The 22,227-nt window shown below is 71.7% G+C and carries 23 protein-coding genes; 10 read left to right on the top strand and 13 right to left on the bottom strand.

The window, feature by feature from the left end:
* Positions 1-28 precede the first annotated feature (28 nt).
* Positions 29-1,057: an alpha/beta hydrolase gene (locus tag AB0M30_RS18310; protein WP_364585193.1), complete on the top strand. Its 1,029-nt coding sequence runs from the start codon at positions 29-31 to the stop codon at positions 1,055-1,057.
* Positions 1,058-1,085: 28 nt separating this feature from the next.
* Here the strand turns inward: AB0M30_RS18310 and AB0M30_RS18305 are convergent, their stop codons facing one another.
* The 3 genes from AB0M30_RS18305 to AB0M30_RS18295 form a co-directional block, all read right to left on the bottom strand.
* Positions 1,086-1,859: an alpha/beta hydrolase gene (locus AB0M30_RS18305; protein ID WP_364585192.1), complete on the bottom strand. Its 774-nt coding sequence runs from the start codon at positions 1,857-1,859 to the stop codon at positions 1,086-1,088.
* Positions 1,859-2,290 carry an organic hydroperoxide resistance protein gene (locus AB0M30_RS18300; protein ID WP_364585191.1) on the bottom strand — a complete coding sequence of 144 codons (432 nt, stop codon included), beginning with the start codon at positions 2,288-2,290 and terminating at the stop codon, positions 1,859-1,861. Before AB0M30_RS18300 ends, AB0M30_RS18305 begins: the two co-directional genes overlap by 1 nt.
* 84 nt (positions 2,291-2,374) lie before the next feature.
* The gene (locus tag AB0M30_RS18295) at positions 2,375-3,967 is read right to left on the bottom strand and encodes an ABC-F family ATP-binding cassette domain-containing protein (protein WP_364585190.1); all 1,593 of its coding nucleotides are present in this window, start codon (positions 3,965-3,967) and stop codon (positions 2,375-2,377) included.
* Between the two features lie 191 nt (positions 3,968-4,158).
* On the opposite strand from AB0M30_RS18295, the gene AB0M30_RS18290 reads away from it, so the two are divergent.
* Complete coding sequence (locus AB0M30_RS18290) at positions 4,159-5,181, top strand: NAD-dependent epimerase/dehydratase family protein (protein WP_364585189.1); 1,023 nt, start codon at positions 4,159-4,161, stop codon at positions 5,179-5,181.
* A gap of 2 nt (positions 5,182-5,183) precedes the next feature.
* Here the strand turns inward: AB0M30_RS18290 and AB0M30_RS18285 are convergent, their stop codons facing one another.
* The 3 genes from AB0M30_RS18285 to AB0M30_RS18275 all read right to left on the bottom strand — a co-directional run bounded on the left by AB0M30_RS18285 (position 5,184) and on the right by AB0M30_RS18275 (position 7,710).
* On the bottom strand, positions 5,184-5,651 hold the full coding sequence (locus AB0M30_RS18285) for a DUF4383 domain-containing protein (protein WP_364585188.1): 468 nt from the start codon (positions 5,649-5,651) through the stop codon (positions 5,184-5,186).
* A 61-nt stretch (positions 5,652-5,712) separates the two neighbouring features.
* Positions 5,713-5,982 (bottom strand): hypothetical protein, encoded by a 270-nt coding sequence (locus AB0M30_RS18280; protein ID WP_364585187.1) that lies wholly within the window; start codon positions 5,980-5,982, stop codon positions 5,713-5,715.
* A gap of 768 nt (positions 5,983-6,750) precedes the next feature.
* On the bottom strand, positions 6,751-7,710 hold the full coding sequence (locus AB0M30_RS18275; RefSeq protein WP_364585186.1) for a winged helix-turn-helix domain-containing protein: 960 nt from the start codon (positions 7,708-7,710) through the stop codon (positions 6,751-6,753).
* Between the two features lie 374 nt (positions 7,711-8,084).
* On the opposite strand from AB0M30_RS18275, the gene AB0M30_RS18270 reads away from it, so the two are divergent.
* From AB0M30_RS18270 to AB0M30_RS18250, 5 genes are all read left to right on the top strand, one after another.
* Complete coding sequence (locus AB0M30_RS18270) at positions 8,085-10,274, top strand: ATP-binding protein (protein ID WP_364585185.1); 2,190 nt, start codon at positions 8,085-8,087, stop codon at positions 10,272-10,274.
* Complete coding sequence (locus AB0M30_RS18265; protein ID WP_014467633.1) at positions 10,271-10,705, top strand: roadblock/LC7 domain-containing protein; 435 nt, start codon at positions 10,271-10,273, stop codon at positions 10,703-10,705. The genes AB0M30_RS18270 and AB0M30_RS18265 overlap by 4 nt, the downstream gene beginning before the upstream one ends.
* Positions 10,702-11,079: a DUF742 domain-containing protein gene (locus AB0M30_RS18260; protein ID WP_364585184.1), complete on the top strand. Its 378-nt coding sequence runs from the start codon at positions 10,702-10,704 to the stop codon at positions 11,077-11,079. The genes AB0M30_RS18265 and AB0M30_RS18260 overlap by 4 nt, the downstream gene beginning before the upstream one ends.
* A gap of 73 nt (positions 11,080-11,152) precedes the next feature.
* Positions 11,153-11,692 carry an ATP/GTP-binding protein gene (locus AB0M30_RS18255; protein ID WP_103341166.1) on the top strand — a complete coding sequence of 180 codons (540 nt, stop codon included), beginning with the start codon at positions 11,153-11,155 and terminating at the stop codon, positions 11,690-11,692.
* 19 nt (positions 11,693-11,711) lie between these two features.
* Positions 11,712-12,488, top strand: a complete 777-nt coding sequence (locus tag AB0M30_RS18250) for an MHYT domain-containing protein (RefSeq protein ID WP_364585343.1) — start codon at positions 11,712-11,714, stop codon at positions 12,486-12,488.
* A 243-nt stretch (positions 12,489-12,731) separates the two neighbouring features.
* Here AB0M30_RS18250 and AB0M30_RS18245 read toward each other — a convergent pair whose 3' ends face one another.
* Both AB0M30_RS18245 and AB0M30_RS18240 read right to left on the bottom strand, forming a co-directional pair.
* Positions 12,732-13,379, bottom strand: coding sequence for a PaaI family thioesterase (locus AB0M30_RS18245; RefSeq protein ID WP_364585183.1), 648 nt, complete (start codon positions 13,377-13,379; stop codon positions 12,732-12,734).
* A gap of 60 nt (positions 13,380-13,439) precedes the next feature.
* Positions 13,440-13,976 carry a ferritin gene (locus AB0M30_RS18240; protein ID WP_364585182.1) on the bottom strand — a complete coding sequence of 179 codons (537 nt, stop codon included), beginning with the start codon at positions 13,974-13,976 and terminating at the stop codon, positions 13,440-13,442.
* Positions 13,977-14,023: 47 nt separating this feature from the next.
* On the opposite strand from AB0M30_RS18240, the gene AB0M30_RS18235 reads away from it, so the two are divergent.
* The 3 genes from AB0M30_RS18235 to AB0M30_RS18225 all read left to right on the top strand — a co-directional run bounded on the left by AB0M30_RS18235 (position 14,024) and on the right by AB0M30_RS18225 (position 16,648).
* Positions 14,024-14,782: an SDR family oxidoreductase gene (locus AB0M30_RS18235; RefSeq protein WP_364585181.1), complete on the top strand. Its 759-nt coding sequence runs from the start codon at positions 14,024-14,026 to the stop codon at positions 14,780-14,782.
* A 231-nt stretch (positions 14,783-15,013) separates the two neighbouring features.
* Positions 15,014-15,724, top strand: coding sequence for an SGNH/GDSL hydrolase family protein (locus AB0M30_RS18230; RefSeq protein ID WP_364585180.1), 711 nt, complete (start codon positions 15,014-15,016; stop codon positions 15,722-15,724).
* 12 nt (positions 15,725-15,736) lie between these two features.
* Positions 15,737-16,648, top strand: coding sequence for a PHB depolymerase family esterase (locus AB0M30_RS18225; protein ID WP_364585179.1), 912 nt, complete (start codon positions 15,737-15,739; stop codon positions 16,646-16,648).
* Positions 16,649-16,705: 57 nt separating this feature from the next.
* On the opposite strand, the gene AB0M30_RS18220 is transcribed toward AB0M30_RS18225, so the two are convergent.
* The 5 genes from AB0M30_RS18220 to AB0M30_RS18200 are packed head-to-tail and all read right to left on the bottom strand — an operon-like array spanning position 16,706 to position 22,210.
* Positions 16,706-18,832, bottom strand: coding sequence for an esterase (locus AB0M30_RS18220; protein WP_364585178.1), 2,127 nt, complete (start codon positions 18,830-18,832; stop codon positions 16,706-16,708).
* Entirely contained in the window at positions 18,829-19,935 is a 1,107-nt protein-coding gene (locus AB0M30_RS18215) for an alpha/beta hydrolase (protein ID WP_364585177.1), read from the bottom strand. The genes AB0M30_RS18220 and AB0M30_RS18215 overlap by 4 nt, the downstream gene beginning before the upstream one ends.
* 21 nt (positions 19,936-19,956) lie before the next feature.
* Positions 19,957-20,940: a transporter gene (locus AB0M30_RS18210; protein WP_364585176.1), complete on the bottom strand. Its 984-nt coding sequence runs from the start codon at positions 20,938-20,940 to the stop codon at positions 19,957-19,959.
* Entirely contained in the window at positions 20,937-21,818 is an 882-nt protein-coding gene (locus AB0M30_RS18205; RefSeq protein WP_364585175.1) for an ABC transporter ATP-binding protein, read from the bottom strand. The genes AB0M30_RS18210 and AB0M30_RS18205 overlap by 4 nt, the downstream gene beginning before the upstream one ends.
* Positions 21,815-22,210 carry a GntR family transcriptional regulator gene (locus AB0M30_RS18200; RefSeq protein ID WP_364585174.1) on the bottom strand — a complete coding sequence of 132 codons (396 nt, stop codon included), beginning with the start codon at positions 22,208-22,210 and terminating at the stop codon, positions 21,815-21,817. Before AB0M30_RS18200 ends, AB0M30_RS18205 begins: the two co-directional genes overlap by 4 nt.
* Positions 22,211-22,227: the final 17 nt, after the last annotated feature.

Below are 22,227 nucleotides of genomic sequence, written 5' to 3'. Positions count from 1 at the left end.
CCACGGTCTTTTCGCACAGGAGCAGCAGATGATCAGCAGGAGAAGGTTCGGGCAGGCGTTCGCGGCCGGGCTCGCGGCGACGTCCTTGGCGGCCTGCTCGTCGGGCACTCCCGCCGTCGCCCCCGCTCCGGCACCCGACCTGCGGGCGGGGTCGGGGGAGCACACCTCGCTCGGGCCGGTCAAGCAGGCCGACGCCGGGGTGCTCACCATGGCCTACCACGAGTTCGGGCCGGCGAGCGGGCAGCCGGTGGTGCTGCTGCACGGCTGGCCCTACGACCCGTACAGCTACGTCGACGTCGCGCCGATCCTGGCCGGCGCCGGCTACCGGGTGATCGTCCCTTACCTGCGTGGCTACGGCCCGACGGCGTTCAAGTCCGCGGAGACCGTCCGCAACGGCCAGCAGACGGCCGTGGCGTTGGACGTCATCGCGCTGCTGGACGCGCTGAAGATCGACAAGGCCGTCTTCGGCGGCTACGACTGGGGCGGCCGGACCGTCGACATCATCGCGGCGCTGTGGCCGCAGCGCTGCAAGGCGATCGTCGCGGTCAGCGGGTACATCGTCACGAACCTCAAGGCGAACCAGCAGCCGCTGGCGCCCCAAGCCGAGCTCGGCTGGTGGTACCAGTACTACTTCGCGACCGAGCGCGGCCGCGCCGGCTACGCGGCGAACCGCCACGACTTCAACAAGCTGATCTGGAAGACCGCGTCCCCGGCCTGGCACTTCGACGACGCGACCTACGACCGCAGCGCGGCGGCGTTCGGCAATCCCGACCACGTCGCCATCGTCATCCACAACTACCGCTGGCGCCTGAGCCTCGCCCCGGGCGAGCCGCAGTACGAGGCGTACGAAGAAAAGCTGGCCGCCGGCGCGACCATCGGCGTCCCGTCGATCACGATCGGCAGCGACTTCGACGGCGCGGCCAAGGACGGCCAGGCCTACCGCGCGAAGTTCACCGGCAAGTACGAGCACCGGATCTTCGACGGCATCGGCCACGACGTGCCCCAAGAAGCGCCGCGGCCGTTCGCCCAGGCGATCGTGGACGCCGACCGGATGTGAGAAAGGGGCCCGGTCTCCCGGGCCCCTTTCAGCGCGTCGCCCGGTGGATGACGTCGACGACGGCGTCCGGAGCCGCCGAGGCGATCGCGTGCGGCGAGTCCACCTCGGTGATCGACGCGTGGGCGCGCCGGGCCTCGAACCGTTCCGCCGCCGGGGGAATCGCCTGGTCGCGGGTCGCGACCAGGGCGTACTTCCGGATCCTCGCCGGTGCGGTGGCGGTGATCTTCTCGTCGAAGGCCGCCGCCAGGATCGGGCGCTGGCCCGCCGCCGCGACGGCGGTGTCGAGAGCCGGGAGACCCGCGGCGAACAGCGAGGGGTAGCTCGCCGCGTTCACGAACAGCTCCGGGCCCACCGCTTGCGTCGTCGACGGGCCGATGAGCGACCCCGGGAACTGCGCGTTCAGCTGCCCGGCCGTCTCACCCGCTTCCGGGAGGAACGCCGCCGCGTAGACCAGCGCCCGCACGTCGGCCGTCCGGCCCGCCAGCTCGCTGATCAGCAGGCCGCCGTACGAATGCCCGACCAGGATCTTCGGTCCCTTGACCGCGTCGAGCACCCCCTGCAGCGAAGCGACGTCCGCGGCGACCCCGCGCAGCGGAACCGCGGGCGCGATGACCGGGTAGTGCTCGGCCAGCAGCCGCCGGGTGACCGGCGCCCACGCGGACGCGTCCTCGAACGCGCCGTGCACCAGGACGACCGTCGGTTTCGCGGGAGCGGGCACGCCGGCGGCGCCGGGGGAGGCGGCGGTGACCACGCCCGCCCCGGCGACCGCCACGGCCGCCAGCGCCGTGATGGCCCGCTTCATCAGGCGACCGTCGCGTCGAGGGTGACCTCGATGTTGCCGCGCGTGGCCTTCGAGTACGGGCAGACCTGGTGCGCACCCTGGACGAGCTCGTCGGCCGTGGCCTGGTCGATGCCCGTCGCCTCCAGGTGCAGCACGGCGCTGAGCCCGAACTCGCCGGCCTCGACGTCGTGGTGCAGGGTCACCTCGGCGACCACGGCGAGGTCGTTCAGCGGCACCTTCTTCGCGCCCGCGACCCGGCGCACGGCCCCGACGAAGCAGGACGCCCAGCCCGCCGCGAACAGCTGCTCCGGGTTGGTGCCGTCGCCGGCGCCGCCGAAGGCCTTGGGCACGGCGAGGGTGACGTCGAGCGCGCCGTCGTCGGAGGTCGCGCGGCCGCCGTTGCGGCCCTCCGCGGTGGAGGTGGCGACGGCGGTGTAGGTCACTTCGGACATGGGGTTCCTTTCAGCGGGTGACTTCATCACGCTAGGAATCCCGGCCGGCCCGCGGCGACCGTCGCCCGACGTCACCCGTGTACGTCACCGCAGCCGGCCGTCCGCGAGCCGCAGCCACCGGTCGATCCCGATCTCGGCGAGGAAGCGCTCGTCGTGGCTGACGACGACGAACGCGCCGCGGAACGCCGTCAGCGCGCTCACCAGCTGCCCGGTGCCGACCAGGTCCAGGTTGTTCGTCGGCTCGTCCAGCAACAGCAGCTGGGGCGCCGGTTCGGCGAACAGGACGCAGGCGAGCGTGGCGCGCAGCCGCTCCCCGCCGGAGAGCACCCCGGCCGGCAGGTGCACCCGCGAGCCGCGGAACAGGAAGCGCGCCAGCAGGTTCATCCGCTGCGCGGAGGGCAGCGCCGGGGCGGCCGCCGCCAGGTTCTCGGCGACGCTGCGGTCGTCGTCCAGCAGGTCCAGGCGCTGGGACAGGAAGGCGATCCGGCCGTCGGTGCGGGTGAGGGTGCCGCCGTCAAGCTCGAGGTCGCCCTGCACCAGCCGCAGCAGCGTCGACTTCCCGGCACCGTTGGGGCCGGTGAGCGCGATCCGCTCGGGACCGCGGATGGCCAGGTCGGCGCCGTCGCCGAAGAGGCCCCGAACCCGCAGGCCCTCGCCGAGGAAGAGCGTCCGGCCCGCCGGAACCTCCGTCTGAGGCAGCTGCAGGCTGAGCTTCTGCTCGGGCCGCAGTTCGCGTTCCGCTTGGTCCAGCTTGGCTTTCGCGGCGCCGACGCGGGCGGCGTGCGTGCCGTCCGCCTTGGCCGCCGACTCCTGCGCGTTGCGCTTCATCGTGCCGGCGAAGATCTTGGGCAGCCCGGCGTTGCCGAGGTTGCGCGACGCGGTGCTCGCGCGGCGGGCGGCGCGCTCGCGGGCCTGCTGCATCTCCCGCTTCTCGCGCTTGACCTCCTGTTCGGCGCTGCGAACGTGCTTCTCGGCGACTTCGCGGGCGGCCCGGACCGCTTCTTCGTAGGCGGTGAAGTTGCCGCCGTGGAACCGGATTTCACCGCCGTGGAGCTCGGCGATCCGGTCCATCCGGTCGAGCAGCGCCCGGTCGTGGCTGACCACGAGCAGGCAGCCGGACCAGTCGTCGAGCACGGCGTGGAGCTTGCGGCGCGCCTCGGCGTCCAGGTTGTTGGTGGGTTCGTCGAGCAGCAGCACGTCCGGGCGCTTCAGCAGTTGCGCGGCGAGGCCCAGCGAAACGATCTGGCCGCCGCTGAGGGTGCTCAGCGTGCGGTCGAGGCCGATGCCGGCGAGGCCGAGCCGGTCGAGCTGGGCGCGGGTGCGTTCTTCGACGTCCCAATCGGTGCCGATGGTGGTGAAGTGCTCCTCGCCGACGTCCCCGGATTCGACGGCGGCGAGCGCGCGCAGAACCGGGGCGACACCGAGGATTTCGGCGACCGACGGCTCGCCGCTCAGCGGCAGGTCCTGCGGGAGGTAGCCGAGCGTGCCGTCGGTGGTGACACTGCCGGTGGTGGGCTTCAGGGCACCGGCGACGAGCTTCAGCAGCGTCGTCTTGCCGGACCCGTTCGGGGCGACGAGACCGGTGCGGCCGCCCGGGAAGGTGGCGGACAGGTGGTCGAAGACGGGGGTGTCGTCCGGCCAGGAAAAGGACAGGCCGGACAGCACGATTTCGGACATGGCGAAGACCTCGAGGGGTGAGCGGAAAGGGGGACGTCGACGGCGGCCCGCACCGGCACTGCCGGGGGCCTGCACACTCCGGAGCTACCCGGAGATGTCGACGTCACCTGCCACGACTGGTCTCCTCAAGAAGGGATCTTCCCTTCGAAGATAGCAGGGTTGTCCGCCCGGACCCCGGGTAACCGGCCCGGATGCGCATCGTGGTGACCGGAGCGACCGGCAACATCGGAACCGGGGTCGTGCGCGCGCTGGGCGCGGACCCGCAGGTCGAGACCATCGTCAAGCTCGCCCGGCGGCCGGCCGATGGGGTCGTCACGGCGGACGTCGAACGCGACGACCTCGTGCCGCACTTGCGCGGCGCCGACGCGGTCGTGCACCTGGCGTGGCTGTTCCAGCCCACCCGGCGTCCCGAACGGACTTGGCGCGCGAACGTCCTCGGCTCGATGCGGGTGTTCGAGGCGGCGGCGACGGCTGGCGTGCCCAAGCTCGTCTACACGTCGTCGATCGGGGCCTACTCACCAAGGCAGGACGACGAGCCGGTGACCGAGGACTGGCCGACGCACGGCTGGCCCGGGGCCGCCTACACGCGCGAAAAGGCTTATCTGGAGCGGTACCTCGACGCGTTCGAGGGCCGGCACCCGGAGCTCGACGTCGTCCGGATGCGGCCGGGGTTCGTCTTCCAGCGCAGTGCCGCGACGGAGCAGCGCCGCCTGTTCGCCGGGCCGTTCGTGCCGGGTTCGCTGGTGCGGCCGGGCCTGATCCCGGTGGTGCCGGACGTCCGCGGGCTGCGGTTCCAGATCGTGCACACGGACGACCTCGCCGACGCCGTCCGCCGCGCGGTGACGCGCCCGGTGCGCGGGGCGTTCAACATCGCGACCGGCCCGGTGGTGGACCCGCGGTTCGCGGCGGACCTGCTGGGCGCGCGCACGATCGGTGTCCCGGCGGCGGTGGTCCGCGCGGCGGTGGACGCGGCCTGGCGCCTGCACGCGATCCCGGCGTCACCGGGCTTGTTCGACGCGGTCATGCGGCTGCCGGTCATGGACACTAGCCGCGCGGAGTCCGAATTGGACTGGCGGCCGGGCCGGGACGCGGCGGCCACGCTGAAGGAGTTCCTCGCGGGACTGCGGGAAGGCGCCGGCGCGGACACGGCACCGCTGGCGCCGGACCGGCACCGGCTGCACGAGATCTCGACGGGCATGGGGCGCCGGCCCTGAAGTCAGTGGCCCTGCTTCTCCGGCTCGGGGTACTGGCCACGGGCCCGGTCGGCGGCCGTCGTCGCGATGCCCGCGGCGATCATCGCCAGGCCGAGGCCGAGGTGCAGCCAGTCGTCGGCGTTGTCCAGCGGGAGGAAGTTGGCCGCGCTGTCGCGGTCCATCGCGAGGCCGAACACCCACAGCAGCACGTAGATCCCGCCGCCGATCATCAGGAAGGCCCGCGAACTGCCGTTGGCGCGCGCGGCCAGCACGCCGAGCACGCCGAACAGCAGGTGGACCAGGTTGTGCAGCACCGAAACGGTGAACACGCCGAACAGCTGGGCGCCGGACTCGTGCCCGGCGAACTTCAGCGCGTCGTAGTCCGCGGTGATGCCCGGGACGAAGCCCAGCACGCCGACGAGCAGGAACGCGATCCCGAACAGGAGGGCGGCGCCCCGGGCGGTGCTCCGCCGAGTTTCGACTTCGGTCATGGCGCCGGACTACCCGGCGCCGGACCGGACAAACGGCTCGTCTTGGCTCGTCTCGGCTCGGTTAGGCGAGTTCGGCTGAGACGACCGACGGCAGCTCGCGCAGCCGGTCGAGCAGGGGGCCGGTCTCGTCGGCCGCCAGCAGGACGGCGCAGACCATGCTGCTCTCGCGGACACCGTCCTTGATGTCGACGGACAGTTCGTGCACCGGCCGGCCTTCGAGGGCACCGACCAGCGCGGAGATCTGGTCGGCCCCGCCGACGAAGTAGGTGGCGATCCGGCGGCGCAGCAGCATGGCCGAGCGCGGCGCGGGAACGGCGAAGGAGGTGGACATGGCGGATCTCCCTTGTGGAGGGCGGAATGAGATCGGGGCCAGGTCCCGGAAGAAAAGGGCGATCGCCGACGCAGCGCACCGGCGACCTGGGTTCAGCCGGCGCGCCGGGTTACGAGTCGCGTGGACAACGTGAGGCGCAGCACGGCGACAGGCTAACACGACCCCGGAACGCCGCGCACGGGCTCGGAGGTGAGGGCGAAGTTGGGCCGGTTCGGCCGTGGGTTGTGCGACTGGGCCGGGTTGGCGGTAGGGCTGGGCGAGGTTGGGCTGATTCGCGGCGAGTTCGGGCTGAGTTGGCGGTGGAGTTGCGCAACCGGGCCGGCTCGGCGGCGGGGACAGGTGTTGCTGCTGGTCGGCCGGGACTGCGGTTGCGGCGGGTGGGTGTCGTGGCTGGTCGGTCGGGGCGATGGCTTCCCACCTCTCCGCGGCTCGGGGCGCGAATGCGGCCTCCCGCACCATCGCCGCCAGCCCGCCAGCCCGCCAGCCCGCCAGCCCGCCAGCCCGCCAGCCCGCCAGCCCGCCAGCCCGCCAGCCCGCCAGCCCGCCAGCCCGCCAGCCGCGGCCTCCGGCCGCCTCTCGCCCGCAGCCGCCAGCCGCCCGCCAGCCGTCAGTCGGTGGCCACCCACCGCCCGCAGCCCCTGCCGCCCGCAGTCGCCAGCCGCTCGTAGTCGCCTGCCGACCGCAACCCGCCAGCCGACCGAAGCCCCCCGCCGACCGAAGCCGCCAGTGGCCCGCCGCCGACTGCCCGTCGCCCGCAGCTACCCGGCCTCAACTCGCCCGGATGATCCCCAGGCCGAGCGGCGTGATCTCGTGGATCTGCGACTTCCCGGACCGGTTGCTGCTGATCAGCCCGCTGGCCCGCAGCACCGACGCGTGCTGGCTGGCCGTGGCCGGGGAAATGCCCGTCAGGTCCGCCAGCTCGCTCGTGTTGCACCTGGTCGTCGCGATCGTCACCAGGACCTTGGCCCTCGTCTGGCCCAGCAGCGCCGCCAGGGAGGGGCCCGGCTCCGCGTCGCTGTCGAACCTCGGGTGGCTGATCGAATAGACCAGCGCCGGGGGGAGGAGCGGGTCCTTGTACGTCGTCGGCATGCCGTGGGCGAAGAACGCCGGGATCAGCCTCAGCCCGCGGCCGTTGAGGTGGAGCTCCTGGTCGATCGGGAAGCGCACCCGCAGCACCGGCGGGGACCACGTCACCTCCGGGTGCAACGTCGAAAGCAGCAGCTGCGGGCCGCCGCGGTCCAGGTTGGCCTGCAGCCGGTGGCGGTCGCGGGCGACCGCGCGGCGCACCGTCGCCCAGTCCGGCGCGACGCACTGGCGGTAGTAGTCGTGCAGGGCCGCGCCCAGCCGGCGCAGCTCCTGCGGCTCGCCGTCGCCGATGCGGCGCAGCCACGCCGGGACGTGGGTGCCCTGCGCCGCCAGCTCGCCGACGTCCGCGGCCAGCACCGGTGCGGGGGTCTCGAGCACCGCCGAGATCCCGTCGCCGATCGTGCGGGCGCCGGCCGGGGTGAGGAAGTCCGGGCAGTAGCCGTACGGCGGGACGGCCGACATCAGCAGCCGGCCGGACTGCGGGACCGCGGAGCGTGAGCCCCGCCGCCAGCGGCCGAAGAACGGCTCACCTTCCGGCCGCCGGATGCGGTAACTGCTCATCAGCAGCTCCCACATCGGGTCGGCGTCCTCGGCGAGGGTCACCTTCGCCAAGTCCGCTTCGGTGAAGTGAATTTTCAACATCGACGCCGACACCCCTTTCCCGGCCGAGGGTAACGGGCACCGCCGGGGCTTCCGCCGGGGGTCGCGCGGCCGCCGGAAATTCACGCACCCGCCCCCGAATTCCGCACGGTCTGACGAGCGACCTTCACCCTCCGCAAGGGTAAAAAGCCGCGCCGTGGCAGTTCACGCTGTGTGATTGGTGCGTACGGGGGAAACGACCGGCATTCCTTGACAACACCACCGTGTGCGGAGTTACGTCACCGGCTGAATTCCGCGGAAAAGGAACCGGAAATCGTTCTCGGGCCACCGGTACGAATCGAGCCACGCCACCGATGAAAGAAGATGAACCCTCGTCCCGCCGTTCCGTCGCCTCCTGGAATCCCGGTAGCTGGCGGTTGCGCACCAAGATCTCCGTAGTCCTGTTGCTGCCCGTCCTGGTCGCCCTCCTGCTGGCGGGTGGCCGGGTGCAGGCCGAACTCGCCCGGGCGGGCGGCCTCAGCGCGGTTCGCGACCAAATGCCGGTCGTGCAAGGGATTTCCGAACTCGCCGGGCTGGTCGACGACGAGATGATCCAGGACGGCGCGGCCGCCCGGACCGCGGCGGTCGACGAGAAAGCCGCCGCCGTCCGCCACGACGCCGCCTTTTCCCAGCTCAGCCCGGAGCTGTCGCGGTCATTGGAAGATCAGCTGGGTAAATTGGCCGACCTGCGGCAGCAGACCGGTTCGCCGGCCGCGAAAACCGCGGCTTACCACGACTTCACGGTCGCGCTCAGCGAACTGATCGCCGGGATCGTCGAGCAGGCCGGGAATGGTGATCTCGGCGCTTTGGCCGCCGTCGCCGAATCGTTGGTGCAGCTGAGGACCAGTCTCGCCGATCAACAGGCGCTGGCCGGCCGGTCCGAAGGCACTTCGGCGGCCGCCGCCGAGCGGGCCGCGGCCGAGGAAACCGTACTCACCGGACAGATCCGGCGCGCGCTGCCCGCCGGGGCCGCCGCCGCCCGGTTCGCCGCGGCGACCAGTGCCGGTGCGGGGGGCGCCGAGGCGAAGCGCACGGTGCTCGGCACCATCCTCGCCGAGCAGGTGAAAACGCTTTCGGATGCGGTCGGCGCGCAGACCAACACCGCGCGGTCCGACGCGCTGCGCGACGCCGCGCTGGTGATCGCCTCGCTCCTCGGCGCCCTCGCCATCGCCCTCGCCGTGGCCCGGTCGGTGGTCGCCCCGATCCGGCGGCTGCACGCCGCCGCGCTCGACACCGCGCAACGCCGCCTGCCCGGCACCATCGAACGCATCCGCGGAGGCGAGGAGGTCGACTGGCGGCGGACCGCGCCGATCCCGGTCGACTCCGAGGAGGAGATCGGGCAGCTCGCCCGGGCTTTCGACGACATGCACCGGCAGGCGGTCCGCCTGGCCGTCGGCGAGCAGGCCGAGATGCGGATCCAGGTCAGCGAAATGTTCATGACGCTGTCCCGGCGCAGCCAGTCGCTGGTGGAGCTGCAGCTTTCGGTGATCGAGGACCTCGAAGCCGACGAACAGGACCCGCAGCGGCTGGCCGAGCTGTTCCAGATCGACCACATCGCCACCCGGCTGCGGCGCAACGGCGAGAACCTGCAGGTCCTCGCGGGCGGCAAGCCGGTGCGCCGCGACATCGGGCCGGTCGCGACGGTCGAGCTGCTGCGGGCCGCGACGTCGGAGGTCAAGGACTACCAGCGCGTCTCGCTCGGCAACGCGCCCCGCGGCTCGGTGCAGTCCGAGGCCGCGGCGGACGTCGTGCACATCCTCGCCGAGCTGCTGGAGAACGCCATCCGGTCGTCCCCGCCGGAGGAGCAGGTCGTGCTCACCGCCGACCGCGGCTTCGACGGCGGCCTGCTGATCGAGGTCGTCGACGTCGGGCTCGGCATGACCCGCGAAGACCTCGAAGCGGCGAACGCCCGGCTGGCCGCCGGGGCCGCGGTCAGCCCGGAGACCACCCGCCGGATGGGCCTGTTCGTGGTGAGCAGGCTGGCCGCGTCGCACGGGATCACCGTCCGGCTGCGGCCCACGACCACGCGGACCGCGAGCGCCGGCATCACCGCCAGCGTGCACGTCCCGGGCGTGCTGATCCTGGTCGACCTGCCACCCCGGGCCGTCCCGCCCATGCTCACCCCCGCGGTCAACGGTTCGGTCAACGGCGCGGTCAACGGCACCTCCCGGCACGAGCTCGAACCGCGGTGGCCCGCCGAAGAACCGCCGCCGGTGGCGGACCCGCCGACGCCGATCTTCGACCAGATGCTGTCGCACTGGTTCGCCGAAGCCCCGGCGACGCCGGCCCGGCCCGGCACCTGGGCGACACCGGCCGACCAGGTCCGCCAGGCCGCGGAAGCGGCGGTCGGCACCCTCGACGACAGCGAGTTCACCGACTCGGGGCTGCCCGCCCGGACGCCGGGGGCGCAGCTCGCGCCGGGCTCGGTGACCCCGCGCGCGCCGCAGCCGCCGGACCCGGCCTTCCGCGACCCGGCCGCGGTGCGGAACAACCTTTCCCGGCACTACAGCGGCATGCGCGCGGCCCGGCACCGGGTCGCGGGCGAGCCCGAGGCGGAGCAGCGATGAGCACCCGGCAGGAAGGAGCGGAAGTGGCCGAGCGGTCCCGGAACTGGCTGGTGTCGGCGTTCACCCAGGAGGTGCCCGGCGTCGCGCACGCCGCACTGGTCTCGGCGGACGGGCTGCTCGTGGCGGCGGACGAAGCCCTGCCGCGTGACCGCGCCGACCAGCTCTCGGCGATCGCGTCCGGCCTCTCCAGCCTCGCGCTCGGCACCGCCGACCTGTTCACCGCGGGGCGGGTGGTGCAGTCGGTGATCGAGATGGAGCAGGGCTTCCTGCTGCTGATGAACGTCGGCGACGGCTCGAACCTGGTGGTGCTGGCCAACCCGGGCTGCGACATCGGGCTGGTGGGCTACGAGATGACGTTGCTGGTGGACCGGGTCGGGAAGGTGGTCGAGACCCCGGCTCGGCCCGCGGCCGCGCCGGGAGCGGCCCGGTGACCGAAGGCCGGCGACGCGAGGGTGGGCGGCACGCGGCGTCGCTGGCCCGCCCGTATGCGTGGACCGCCGGTCGCACCCGGCCGACGGTCGACCTGGCGGTGGAAGCCCTCGTGGAGACGACGGCGGAGGGCCGCGCGGCGCCCTTCAGCCCGACCAACCCCCTGGCCGTGGTGACGCAGCTGTGCCTGCAGCAGCGGTCGGTGGCCGAGGTCGCCGCCCACCTGGGCGTGCCGCTCGGCGTGGCCAGGGTGCTCATCGGCGATCTGCTCATCGCCGGCCAGGTGTCGATCCGCGACACGCTCACCGCGGACGCCTCCTGGGACGAACGGAACGACCTGCTCGAAAGGGTCCTCAGTGGACTACGTGCGCTCTGACAGTGTTACGCAAAGCGGTGTTTCCCCGCGCGGTGCGTCCCGAAGCAGCCGGATCACCTCGGCGAAGATCGTCGTGGCCGGCGGGTTCGGGGCCGGCAAGACGACGTTCGTCGGTGCCGTCTCGGAGATCGACCCGCTGCGGACCGAAGCCCTGATGACGTCCGCGGCCGTCGGCGTCGACCGGACCGAAGCGGTGCCGGGGAAGTTCGCCACCACGGTCGCGATGGACTTCGGCCGGCTCACCCTGGCCGACGACCTGGTGCTCTACGTCTTCGGCACGCCCGGCCAGCACCGGTTCTGGTTCATGTGGGACGACCTCGTCTGCGGCGCGGTGGCGGCGATCGTCCTGGTGGACACGCGCCGGCTGGCGGACTGCTTCGCCTCGATCGACTTCTTCGAGTCGCGTGGCTTGCCGTTCCTGGTCGCCATCAACCAGTTCCAGGACACCCGCCAGCACGGGCCCGAGCAGGTGCGCGAGGCCCTCAAGATCCCGGCCGCGGTGGAGGTCGTCACCTGCGACGCGCGCTCGCCGGAGTCGACGAAGAAGACCCTCATCGCCGCGGCCGAGCACGCGCTCGCCGAGCACCACGCCCCCCGATCACGGAAAGCTTGAAGGAGCCCGGAAAATGCCCATGGACCACGAAGACTTCGCGATGGGCAACTGGCTCGTCGTGCTCGCGTACCTCACCTCGGTGGTGGGCTGCGCCCTCGGCCTGGCCTGCACGCTGCAGGCGCGCTCCACCGACAGCCCGCGCACCCGGCTGATCTGGCTGGTGCTCGCGGCGGTGTCCATCGGCGGGGTCGGCATCTGGGTCATGCACTTCATCGCGATGCTCGGCTTTTCCACACCCGGCATGCCGGTGCGCTACGACATCCTGCGCACGGCGCTGTCGGCGATCCTGTCGGTGGCGGCGGTGTTCTGCGGGCTGCTCGTGTTCGGCGTCCGCAACCGGTTCGCGTGGAAGCGGCTGCTGCTCGGCGGGCTGCTGACCGGGCTCGCGGTGGCCGTCATGCACTACACCGGGATGTGGGCGGTGCAGGTCAAGGGCGTGATCGGCTACGACCCGACGCTGGTCGCGCTCTCGGTGATCATCGCGGTGGTCGCGGCCACGGCGGCGCTGTGGTTCACGGTCGGGCTGGACAAGCTCCTGCCCCGGCTGGCGGCGGGCCTGGTGATGGGCGCGGCGGTCACCGGCATGCACTACACCGGCATGGCGGCGGTGCGCCTGCACCTGGACCCGGGTGCGCCCGACCCGTCCGGCACGGAGGTGTTCTCGTTCCTGTTCCCGGTGTTCGTCCTGGCGGCGCTGGCGATGGCGGTCCCGATCTGCGCGGTCCTGATGGCGACGTCGAGTTCGGAGGCGCCGCGGCACACGACGGTCGCGCAGTCGGAGCTGTCTTCGAAGTAGGCGGGGGCCGGAAGCGTTCGACGAGGTGCGGCGCCGGTAGCAGCGCGGTCGAAAGCCGGGGGCGTCCACCGGCCCGGCCGATGGCATGATCATCTGGCTTGCTGTGCCCGCCGCGCGTCGCGGTTTCCCCTGTGTGGGGCCGCAACGGCTCGATCGCTTGCCACTGCTCATCAGCCTGCTCATGCCTGCGCACTACGACCCCAGAGCAAAGCAGGTCGTCCTCACCCGCTTCGAGGACCGGCCCTAGTCCTGTTCGGACCTCGTGGCGGTGGTGGGCACCGGGAACCGATCGGCGTTGAAGTGGACCAGGATCGCCGTCGCGGTGGCGCAGACGACGTCGCCCGCTCTGAGTTCGCCCGCTGCGTGGAGCTTGCGGCCGTCGCGGCGGACGAGGCGTCCTTCGGCGGTGAGCGGCACCGCGTACGGCGTCCCGCGGTGGTAGTCGACGGTCAGGGACGCCGTCATGCCCGGGAAGCCGGCCGCGGCGGTGGCGCGGCCCAGGACGTGGTCCAGCACGGCCGCGACCCAGCCGCCGTGCACGCGGCCGGGCGGCCCTTCGTGCGCGGCGCCGAGGAGGACGTCGGCGCACACCGACTCCGGGCCCACGCGCACCCACGACAGCGGTGGCGCCAGCGGGTTCCCCGGCCCTTCCAGGGGGTTGTTGATGCTCAGGTGACCCCCGCCGTCGAGGGCGGTGAGCAGCAGCGGCTGCGCGCCGCCGGCCGCGCGCAGCGCCTCGGTGACGGCTTCGATCCGGTGGGCCGCGGCGGCGAGGTCGGCTTCGTCGTCGCGCACCCGGACGGAGGCCTCGATCAGCTCGCGGATCCGGGAGCCGAGCAGCGCCCGCCCGGGCGGTACGCCGTCGACGATCGGAAACGGGTTTTCGGACATCGCGCTCCCCGGGCCCGGAACTAGAACACGTTTCACTCTAGCAGGGGGAAACCGCCATCGTCAGAGCTTCCCGCCCGCCACCGGCGGCATGTCCGGGGCGTCCGCGGGCTCCGTGGCCGCTTCGCGGAACAGGTGGTTCTCGACCTCGAACAGGTTGCCGCCGGCCCGCTCGACGACGGTGAGCAGCGTGGACATCTCCGCCACCTCCTCCACCTGTTCCTTCAGGAACCAGTGCACGAACTGCTCGCCGAGGTAGTCCTCCTCCAGCCGCGCGGCCTTCGCCATCGCCTCGATGTCGGCGGTGACCGCGCGTTCCTGGGTCACGGCGAGCTCGATCGCTTCGTGCACGGTCGAGAAGTCGTTCCGCACTTCGTCGCTGCCCGGGATGGCGACCGGCTCGTCGCGGTCGAGCAGGTAGCGCACCATCGCCAGCGCGTGGTTGCGCTCCTCGATCGACTGCCGGTAGAAGCGCTTGGCCAGCCGAGGCAGGTCGCGGGCGTCGAACCAGACGGCCAGGGCGATGTACTGCTGGGCGGCGGTGAACTCGTGGCGGATCTGCGTCTGCAGCAGTTCGGCGAACTTCCGGGTTTTGGCCATGTCCGACAACCTACGACGGATCCGGGGTGCGCAGCTACGATCGGCCGGTGCCTCCCGCGCCCGGCCTGCCCGACCTGTCCGGCACGATCGCCTGCGTCACCGGCGCCTCCGGGGTGATCGGCCGCGGGATCGCGCTCCGGTTCGCCGAAGCGGGCGCGGCCGTGGCGGTGCACCACCGCCGTCCCGGGGCGGCCGGCGACGTCGTCGCGGCGATCGAAGCCGCCGGTGGGCGGGCCCGCGCGTTCGCCGCCGAACTCACCGAAGACCACACCCTGCTCGACGCCGTCGCGGAGTGGGGCGGCCGGCTCGACGCGCTGGTGAACAACGCCGGCATCCAGCCCGTCGAAGCCCTCGGCGGGATGCCGGTCCAGCGCTGGCGGGCCATGCTGGAGGCCACCTTGACCAGCGCGTTCTCCTGCACCCAGGCCGCGGCCCGGCTGATGGGCGACGGCGGGAGCGTCACGCACATCGCGTCGATCGAGGCCCGGCAGCCGGCGCCCGGCCACGTCCACTACAGCGCGGCCAAGGCGGCGCTGGTCATGCACGCCCGCGGCGCGGCGCTGGAGTACGGGCCGCGCGGGATCCGCGTCAACACGGTGTCGCCCGGGCTGATCGCGCGGCCGGGGCTGGCCGAGGACTGGCCGGAGGGGGTCGAGCGGTGGCACCGCGCGGCACCGCTGGGCCGGCTGGGCACGCCCGCCGACGTCGGCAACGCGTGCGTGTTCCTGGCCTCCCCGCTGGCGTCCTGGATCACCGGCCACGACCTCGTCGTCGACGGCGGCGTCACCACGCACCCGAACTGGTGATCCGACCGCTATTGCGCGGCGTAGCCGACCGTTGTCACAAGGTGCCGTGCGGGTTTAAGCTGTCGCCAACAATCAAATGTTATCGCTAACAGATAAAGCGAAAGTTTCGAGAATTCGTCGAATTTCGGATCCACTGGCGAAAGTTTCGGCCGCCACCGTCCGGTGCCACGCAGCGACATTTCCCAAGCAGGCGGCCGGATCGCGCCGAAGAAATTGTTGAGGAGGAGGACGATGAAAAGGTTCCTGGCCGCCGTGGCGGCCCTGACGATCGCGTTCACCGGCCTGACCGGAGTCGCGAACGCGGAATCGAACGGCGGTGTGCGGATCATGCCGCTGGGCGACTCGATCACCTACGGCACCGGTGTGCCGGGTGGGTACCGGATCGGCCTGTGGCAGCGCCTGGCCGCGGGCCGCTACACCAACGACTTCGTCGGTTCGCAGTTCAACGGGCCCGCCAGCCTGTGGGACCACGACCACGAAGGGCACCCCGGCTGGCGCATCGACCAGATCGACGCGAACGCCACCGGCTGGATGCGGACCTACAACCCGCGCTCGGTGCTGCTGCACATCGGCACCAACGACGTGCTGCAGAACTACAACGTCGCCGGCGCGCCCGGCCGGCTGTCCACGCTCATCGACCACATCACCGCCGCCGCGCCGAACGCCGACGTCTTCGTCGCGCAGCTCATCCCGATCGGGTGGGCGAGCGGGGACGCCGCCGTGCGGACGTTCAACAACGCGCTGCCCGGGATCGTGCAGGGCAAGGTGAACGCCGGCAAGCGCGTGCACCTGGTGAACATGCACAGCGCGGTGGCCACCACCGAGCTCCCCGACGGCGTCCACCCGAACGCCACCGGCTACGACAAGATGGCGGCCGTCTGGTACGCCGCCCTGCGGTCGGTCCCCGGCAGCATCGGCAACCCGCATGCCGCCGCGGCGTAAAGGAGCTCAGTGATGAAACGCATGCTCGGTGTCTTCCTGGCCCTGATGGTCATGGTCACCGGCCTGGCCTCGCCCGCCCAGGCGGCCGCGCTGACCAGGGTGACGAACTTCGGCAACAACCCGACGAACCTGAACATGTACGTCTACGTCCCCGACCGGGTGGCGGCCAAGCCCGCCATGCTGGTGCTGGTGCACTACTGCGGCGGCTCGGCGAGCTCGATCTTCGGCTGGAACGGCAAGGACTACGTCACCGCGGCCGACCGGTACGGGTACGTCATCGTGCTGCCGGAGGCGACCCGGAGCGAAAAGTGCTTCGACGTCTCGACGCCGAACGCGTTGCGGCGCAACGGCGGCGGGGACTCGACCGGGATCATGTCGATGGTCGCCTACGCCAAGTCCCGCTACAACGTCGATCCGGCGCGGGTCGTCGTCAGCGGGTTCTCCTCCGGGGCGATGATGACGAACGTGCTGGCCGCCCAGTACCCGGACGTGTTCTCGGCGGCTTCGGCGTTCTCCGGCGTGCCCGCCGGGTGTTTCGCCACCACGAACGGCTCGCTGTGGAACAGCACCTGCTCGGGCGGGAAGTCGATCAAGACCGCGCAGCAGTGGGGCGACCTGGCCCGGTCGATGTACCCGGGCTACACCGGCCGCTACCCGCGGATGCAGCTGTGGCACGGCACCACCGACACGACGCTGTCGTACCCGAACTTCGGTGAAGAGATCAAGCAGTGGACCAACCTGAACGGGTTGAGCCAGACACCGGCGTTCACCGACCACCCGCAGTCGTCGTGGACGCGCACCCGGTACGGCAACACGAGTACCCAGGCCACGGTGGAGGGGGTCAGCGTCGCCGGCGTCGGGCACCAGCTGCCGCTGACCGGCCAGCTGGCGTACGCGATCTCGTTCCTCGGCCTCGACCACTGAAAGACGGCGGAAGACGGCGGAAGCGGCACCCCCAGTGCCGCTTCCGCCGTGTCCCCCTCAGTGGCAGAACGTGACTTCCGGATAGCCCGGCTGGTCGAGCACCGGCCGCGCCTCGCCCCGCAGGTGCTGGTCGAAGAAGGCGTTCACGTACGTCCGGGCGATCTCCTGGGTCCGCGGCGCGGTCGTCGTCGCGCCGTAGTCGACGCCCAGCTCGTCGCCGACGAGACCCACGTCGGTGAACGACGCGTGCTGGGCGCCGTGCACGTCGGCCCAGCGCCGCCAGCCGGTCAGCTGCGCCCAGTCCCGTTCCCACGTCGGGTCGCCCGGCACGCAGGCGGTGGCCCCGAGCTGGTGGCCCAGGAACATGAACGGCCGCGACAGCCCGGGCGGGGTCAGCGGGACGTGGGTCGTGCCGTCGATGTCCATCCCGGCCTTGATCCGGCTGTCGGCGACCATCGCCGGAAGCGTGCTCGCGCCGCCGATGGAGTGCCCGGCCATGCCGATCCGGGTCGTGTCGATCAACGGCGCCCACTTCGACCGGGTCAGCGAGTTCAGCACGAACGACACGTCGGCGGCCCGGCCGAGTTCCAGCTTCTCCCAGAACGCCTCGTCGTGCGGGACGTCGCAGGACGCGCACCCGGCGAAGCGGCCGTCCGGGAAGCTCTGCCCGGCGTTCTCGTAGGTGTGGCCGACCAGCGCGACGGCGTACCCGTGGCTCGCCAGGTCCTCGGCCAGCGCGGTCAGCGTGGCGCGGGGTTTCGTGTAGCCGGGTGAAAGCACGATCAGCGGCAGCCCGTGGCCCTCCGGCCGGGCGTCGGCGACGGAGTTCGTCACCATCCCCGTGAGCAGGTCCGGTGCCACGTCCAGGCCGCTGTCCTTCAGCAACGCCGCGGACTCCGCCGAGGTCAGGTACGGCGTCTTGGGCCCCTTGGCCGAAGCGGCCGGGTAGAAGAGCGAGACCATCAGTTCGCGGTAGGGCACCGAAGGCACCCACGGATCGGGGCGCGAAGTGTCCTTCAGGTACACGGCCGTGCTGCCCACCGGCCGGTCGCCGGTCGGGGCGGGCAGGTACGGCGTCGACGTCCGGGCGAAGGCGACCTCCGGGTACCGCGGGGACGGCTGGTCCAGCAGCGGCTGCGGCGTGCCGCGCAGGTGCTGGTCGAAGAACGCCCGGACGTACGCCGCGGTGATCGCCTGGCCGCGCACCGCCGGGGTGGTCGCGCCGAAGTCGAGGCCCAGCTGCTCACCCACCAGGCCGAGGTCGGTGAACGACGGGTGCTGCATCCCGGCCACGGTGAGCCAGCGCTTCCAGCCCTTCAGCTGCTTCCAGTCGGCGTCCCAGGTGCCGGATTCGACGCCGGTGCCGGGGGCGTACAGGCTCTGCCTGCCCAAGAACAGGAACGGCCGGTCGAGACCCGGGGCGAGCAGGGGATCGCTCTGCGTGCCGTCCATGTCGATCCCGGCCTTGATCCGCGTGTCGGTCACCATCGCGTTCACCGTGCTCGTGCCGCCGACGGAGTGCCCGGCCATGCCGATCCGGGCGGTGTCGAGCAGCGGCGCCCATTTCGAGTGCGCCAGCGAGTCCAGCACGAACGACACGTCCTTCGCCCGGCCGCGCTGCAGCTTCTGCCAGAACTCGATGTCGTAGCTGCCGCAGGCCGCGCAGCCGGTGACCCGGCCGTCCGGGAAGGTGGTGGCCACGTTCTCGTAGGTGTGGTCGACCAGGACCACCAGGTAACCGTGGCTCGCCAGGTCTTCGGACAACGACGTCAGCTCGGCGCGCGGCCGCTTGAAGCCCGGGGACAGGACGACGGCGGGCAGGCTGCGCCCGGCGGGGCGGGCGTCGACGACGGCGTCGGTGCGGACCGTCGTCAGCACCGACGGCGGGATGCCGGTGATGCCGGCTTCGTCGAAGACGGCCTTCGCCTCGGCCTCGGACATGAACTGCTTCTTCGGCCCGCCGGCCGGAGCCGCCGGGTAGAAGAGGGAAACCATCAGCTCCCGGTAGGGGACGGACGGCACCCACGGATCGGGCCGGGACGTGTCCTTGAGGTACAGGGCGGTCGTGCCGACGGGCCGGTCGCCGGTCGGTTTCGCCAGCGTGAGCGCCGGGTCCGCCGATGCGGAGGGCGACGCCAACGCGAAGGTGAGCGCGGTGATGACCATGATGCTCTTGATTCTCATCCGATGAACGTCACTTCCGGGTAAGCGGGCGAGGGAGCGGCCAGCAGCGGCTGCGGGCGGCAGCGCAGGTTCAGGTCGAAGAAAGCGCTTACGTACGTCCGCGTGATGGCCAGCGCGCGGTAGGGGTCGATCGAGTCGCCGATGTCGACACCCAGCTGGTCGGCGAGCACGCCGAGGTCGGTGAACGACGAGTGCACCGTCCCGGACACCATGAGCCAGCGCTTCCAGCCGGTCAGGTGGGTCCAGTCGGTTTCCCAGTCGTCGTAGGGACCCTCCGCGCCCGGGGTGTAGTCGTCCGTGCGGCCCACGAACATGAACGGCCGGGACAGCCCGGACGCCGGGATCGGGACGTGGACGCTGCCGTCCAGGTCCGCGCCGGCGCGGATGCGCGGGTCGGCCAGCATCGCCTGGGTGGTGACCGCGCCGCCCGCGGAGTGGCCGGTCATGCCGATCCGCTGCGGGTCGATCAGCGCGCCCCACTTCGAGCGCAGCAGCTCGTCCAGCACGAACGACGTGTCCTTCGTGCGGACCTGCGCGAACTTCTCCCAGAACCCGGGTTGTTCGTCGACTTCGCAGGCGGCGCAGCCGGTGACGTGGCCGTCGGGGAAGGTCGTGGCGCGGTTCTCGTAGGTGTGGTCGATCGCCGCCACGGCGTACCCGCGGCCGGCCAGCTCCTCGGCCAGCGCGGTGAGCGTCGCCCGCGGCTGGGTCCAGCCCGGGGACAGCACGACCAGCGGCAGGCTGTGCCACCGCCCGGCCGGCTTCGCGTCGACGACGGCGTTCGTCCGGACCGTGCTCAGGATGTCGAGGGGCAGGCCCGGGATGTTCTCCCGTTCGAGGTTGCGTTCCGACTCGAGCGGGGTCATGTACTGCTTCTTCGGCCCGTTCGCCGAGGTGGCCGGGTAGAAGACGGAGACCATCAGTTCCCGGTAAGGCACCGTCGGCACCCACGGGTCGGGCCGCGAACTGTCCTTAAGGGACAGTGTGGTGACGCCGACGGGCCGGTGCCCGGTCGGGGCGGGCAGGTAGGGCGTCGTGGCCGCCGAGGCGGGCGACGCGGACAACGTGAGGGTGAGTGCGGTGGCTACCGCGAGAGTGCGCATGATTCCCCCAGCCGGAATTCGTCAGGACAGGTGGCGGAGACGGCGGAAGCAGAACCAGGTGAGCAGGGCGGTCATGGCGAGGTAGAGCGCCAGTTCGAGCCACTGCAGCGGCCAGAACCGGTAGCCCGGCTGGAAGGTCACGCGCTGCTGGTAGCCGTGGGTGCCCAGCTGTGCCATGCACGCTTCCATGGAGCCGTGCTCCGGCGGCCCCGCACCCGGCCGCGGCGCGCAGACCTGCACGAAGTCCGGCAGCGGGTCGGCCACGTTGCCGGCCGAGTCCAGGGTTTCGTTCGCCAGCTCCCACGCGCCGGCCGGCTTGCGCACCCCGATCTCGAGGATCCCGTGCGTGTCGTCGCCGGTGATGTTCGTGATGTTCTCCCCGGTGATCGCGACCACCTGGGTCTGCGGCGGCAGCAGGTACGGCCGCACGAAGTTCGGCACCAGGAGCAGCACGGCGGTGAGCGTGGCGAGCGTGACGGCCATGGCGGCGACGGTCCGCTTCAGCAGCATCCCGACCGTGACACCGAGCGCGAGGGCGAAGGCCGCGTAACCGATCGGGACGATCCCGCGCGCGCCGAACACCACGGGAGTCATGCGCGAGAACATCCCGCGATCGGTCTTCAGCGCGGCGAGCGCGTCGATCGGGCTCGCCCACCACGACACCGCCCAGCCGAGCAGGCCGGCCGCCACCATCGCGGCGAGCAGGCCGAAGCCGAGCTTGGTGGTGAGCCACCGCTTGCGCGTCACGGTCTGGTTCCACACCAGGCTGTGCGTGCCGCTCTCCAGCTCGCGCGTGATCATCGGGACGCCCCAGAACACGCCGATCAACGCGGGCAGCAGGTACAGCACGAGGGTGGTGCCGACGTACAGCACGTCGTTGTCGGAGAAGTCCGTGCGGCCCACCAGCTCGGGGCCGGTGATCGCGAGCACGACGGCGATCGCGATCAGGCCGGCGAACACCGACAGCGCGGGCATGCGGAACTGGCGCCAGGTCAGCCAGGTCATCGGAGGACCTCCAGGGCGGGGCGGGCGGCGGTGGGGTTGCTCATGTACTCGAGGACCAGGTCCTCGAGGCCGAGCTGCGCGACCGTCCACGCGGGATCGAGGATCGGCGCTTCGGTGCGGACGAGGACGGTGGTCTGGCGGTCGGTGTGCTTCGCCGAGACGACGTGCTGGTCCGCCGGCAGCGTCTCGACGTCGCGGCGCGGCCCGGAGAGCCGGTGGTGCGTGGCGAGCAGCGTCTCCACCTCGCCGATCACCCGGACCTGGGAATCCACCAGCACGACGAGGTGGTCGCAGACCCGCTCGAGGTCGTTGACCAGGTGCGAGGACATCACGACCGACAGCCCGTGCTCGGCGACGGCTTCCATGAGGTCCTGCAGGAACTCCCGGCGCGCCAGCGGGTCCAGCGCCGCGACCGGCTCGTCGAGCAGCAGCAGTTCGGGACGCTTGGCGATGCCGATCGTGAGCGCCAGCTGGGCGCGCTGGCCGCCGGAGAGCTTGCCGGCGGGCTGCTTCGGGTCCAGCCTGAGCCGATCGATGCGCTTCTCGGCGAGCGAGGTGTCCCAGCCCGGGTTGAGGTGGGCGCCGAGCCGCAGGTGCTCTTCGATGGTCAGTCCACTGTAGACAGGGGTGTTCTGGGCGACGTACCCGACCTTGGCCAGCTGCTCCGGGCCGCTGCCCGGCCGCCCGCCGCACACCTCGATCGTGCCGCTCGTCGGCTCCAGCATGCCGGCCGCGATGTTCAGCAGCGTCGACTTGCCGGCGCCGTTGGGGCCGACGAGCCCGGTGACGTGGCCGGCTTCGATCTCCAGCGTGCAGCCGGTCAGCGCCTGCTTGCGCCCGTACTTCTTGCCCAGTCCCTGGGCTTTCAGGACAGTCACGCTATGTCCTCTCTGGCGGAGTCGCGAAACGTGGACATCAACAAGGCTTCGATGCTCTCCTCGTCGAGACCCGCCTTGCGGGCCTGGGAAAGCCAGCGGCGCAGGTCGCTCCGCAGCGGTCCGAGCACGGCGAAGGACGCTCCGCCGTTCAACGTCGCCGTCACGAACGTGCCGACGCCGGGACGGGCCGCGACCAGACCGTCGTGCTCCAGCTCGCGGTAGGCCTTCAGCACGGTGTTCGGGTTGATCGCGAGGCTCGCGACCACGTCCTTGACCTTCGGGAGCTGGTCTCCCTTGGTCAACAGGCCGAGGCGCAGCGCGTGCCGCACCTGCTGGACCAGCTGCTGGTACGGCGACAGGCCGGACCTCGCGTCCAGGTTGAACTCGATCATGGGCAACTCCATTTATC

It is taken from the genome of Amycolatopsis sp. NPDC051716 (assembly GCF_040681595.1).
Classification (GTDB): Bacteria; Actinomycetota; Actinomycetes; order Mycobacteriales; family Pseudonocardiaceae; genus Amycolatopsis.
This window is presented reverse-complemented; position numbering and strand designations above follow the sequence as displayed.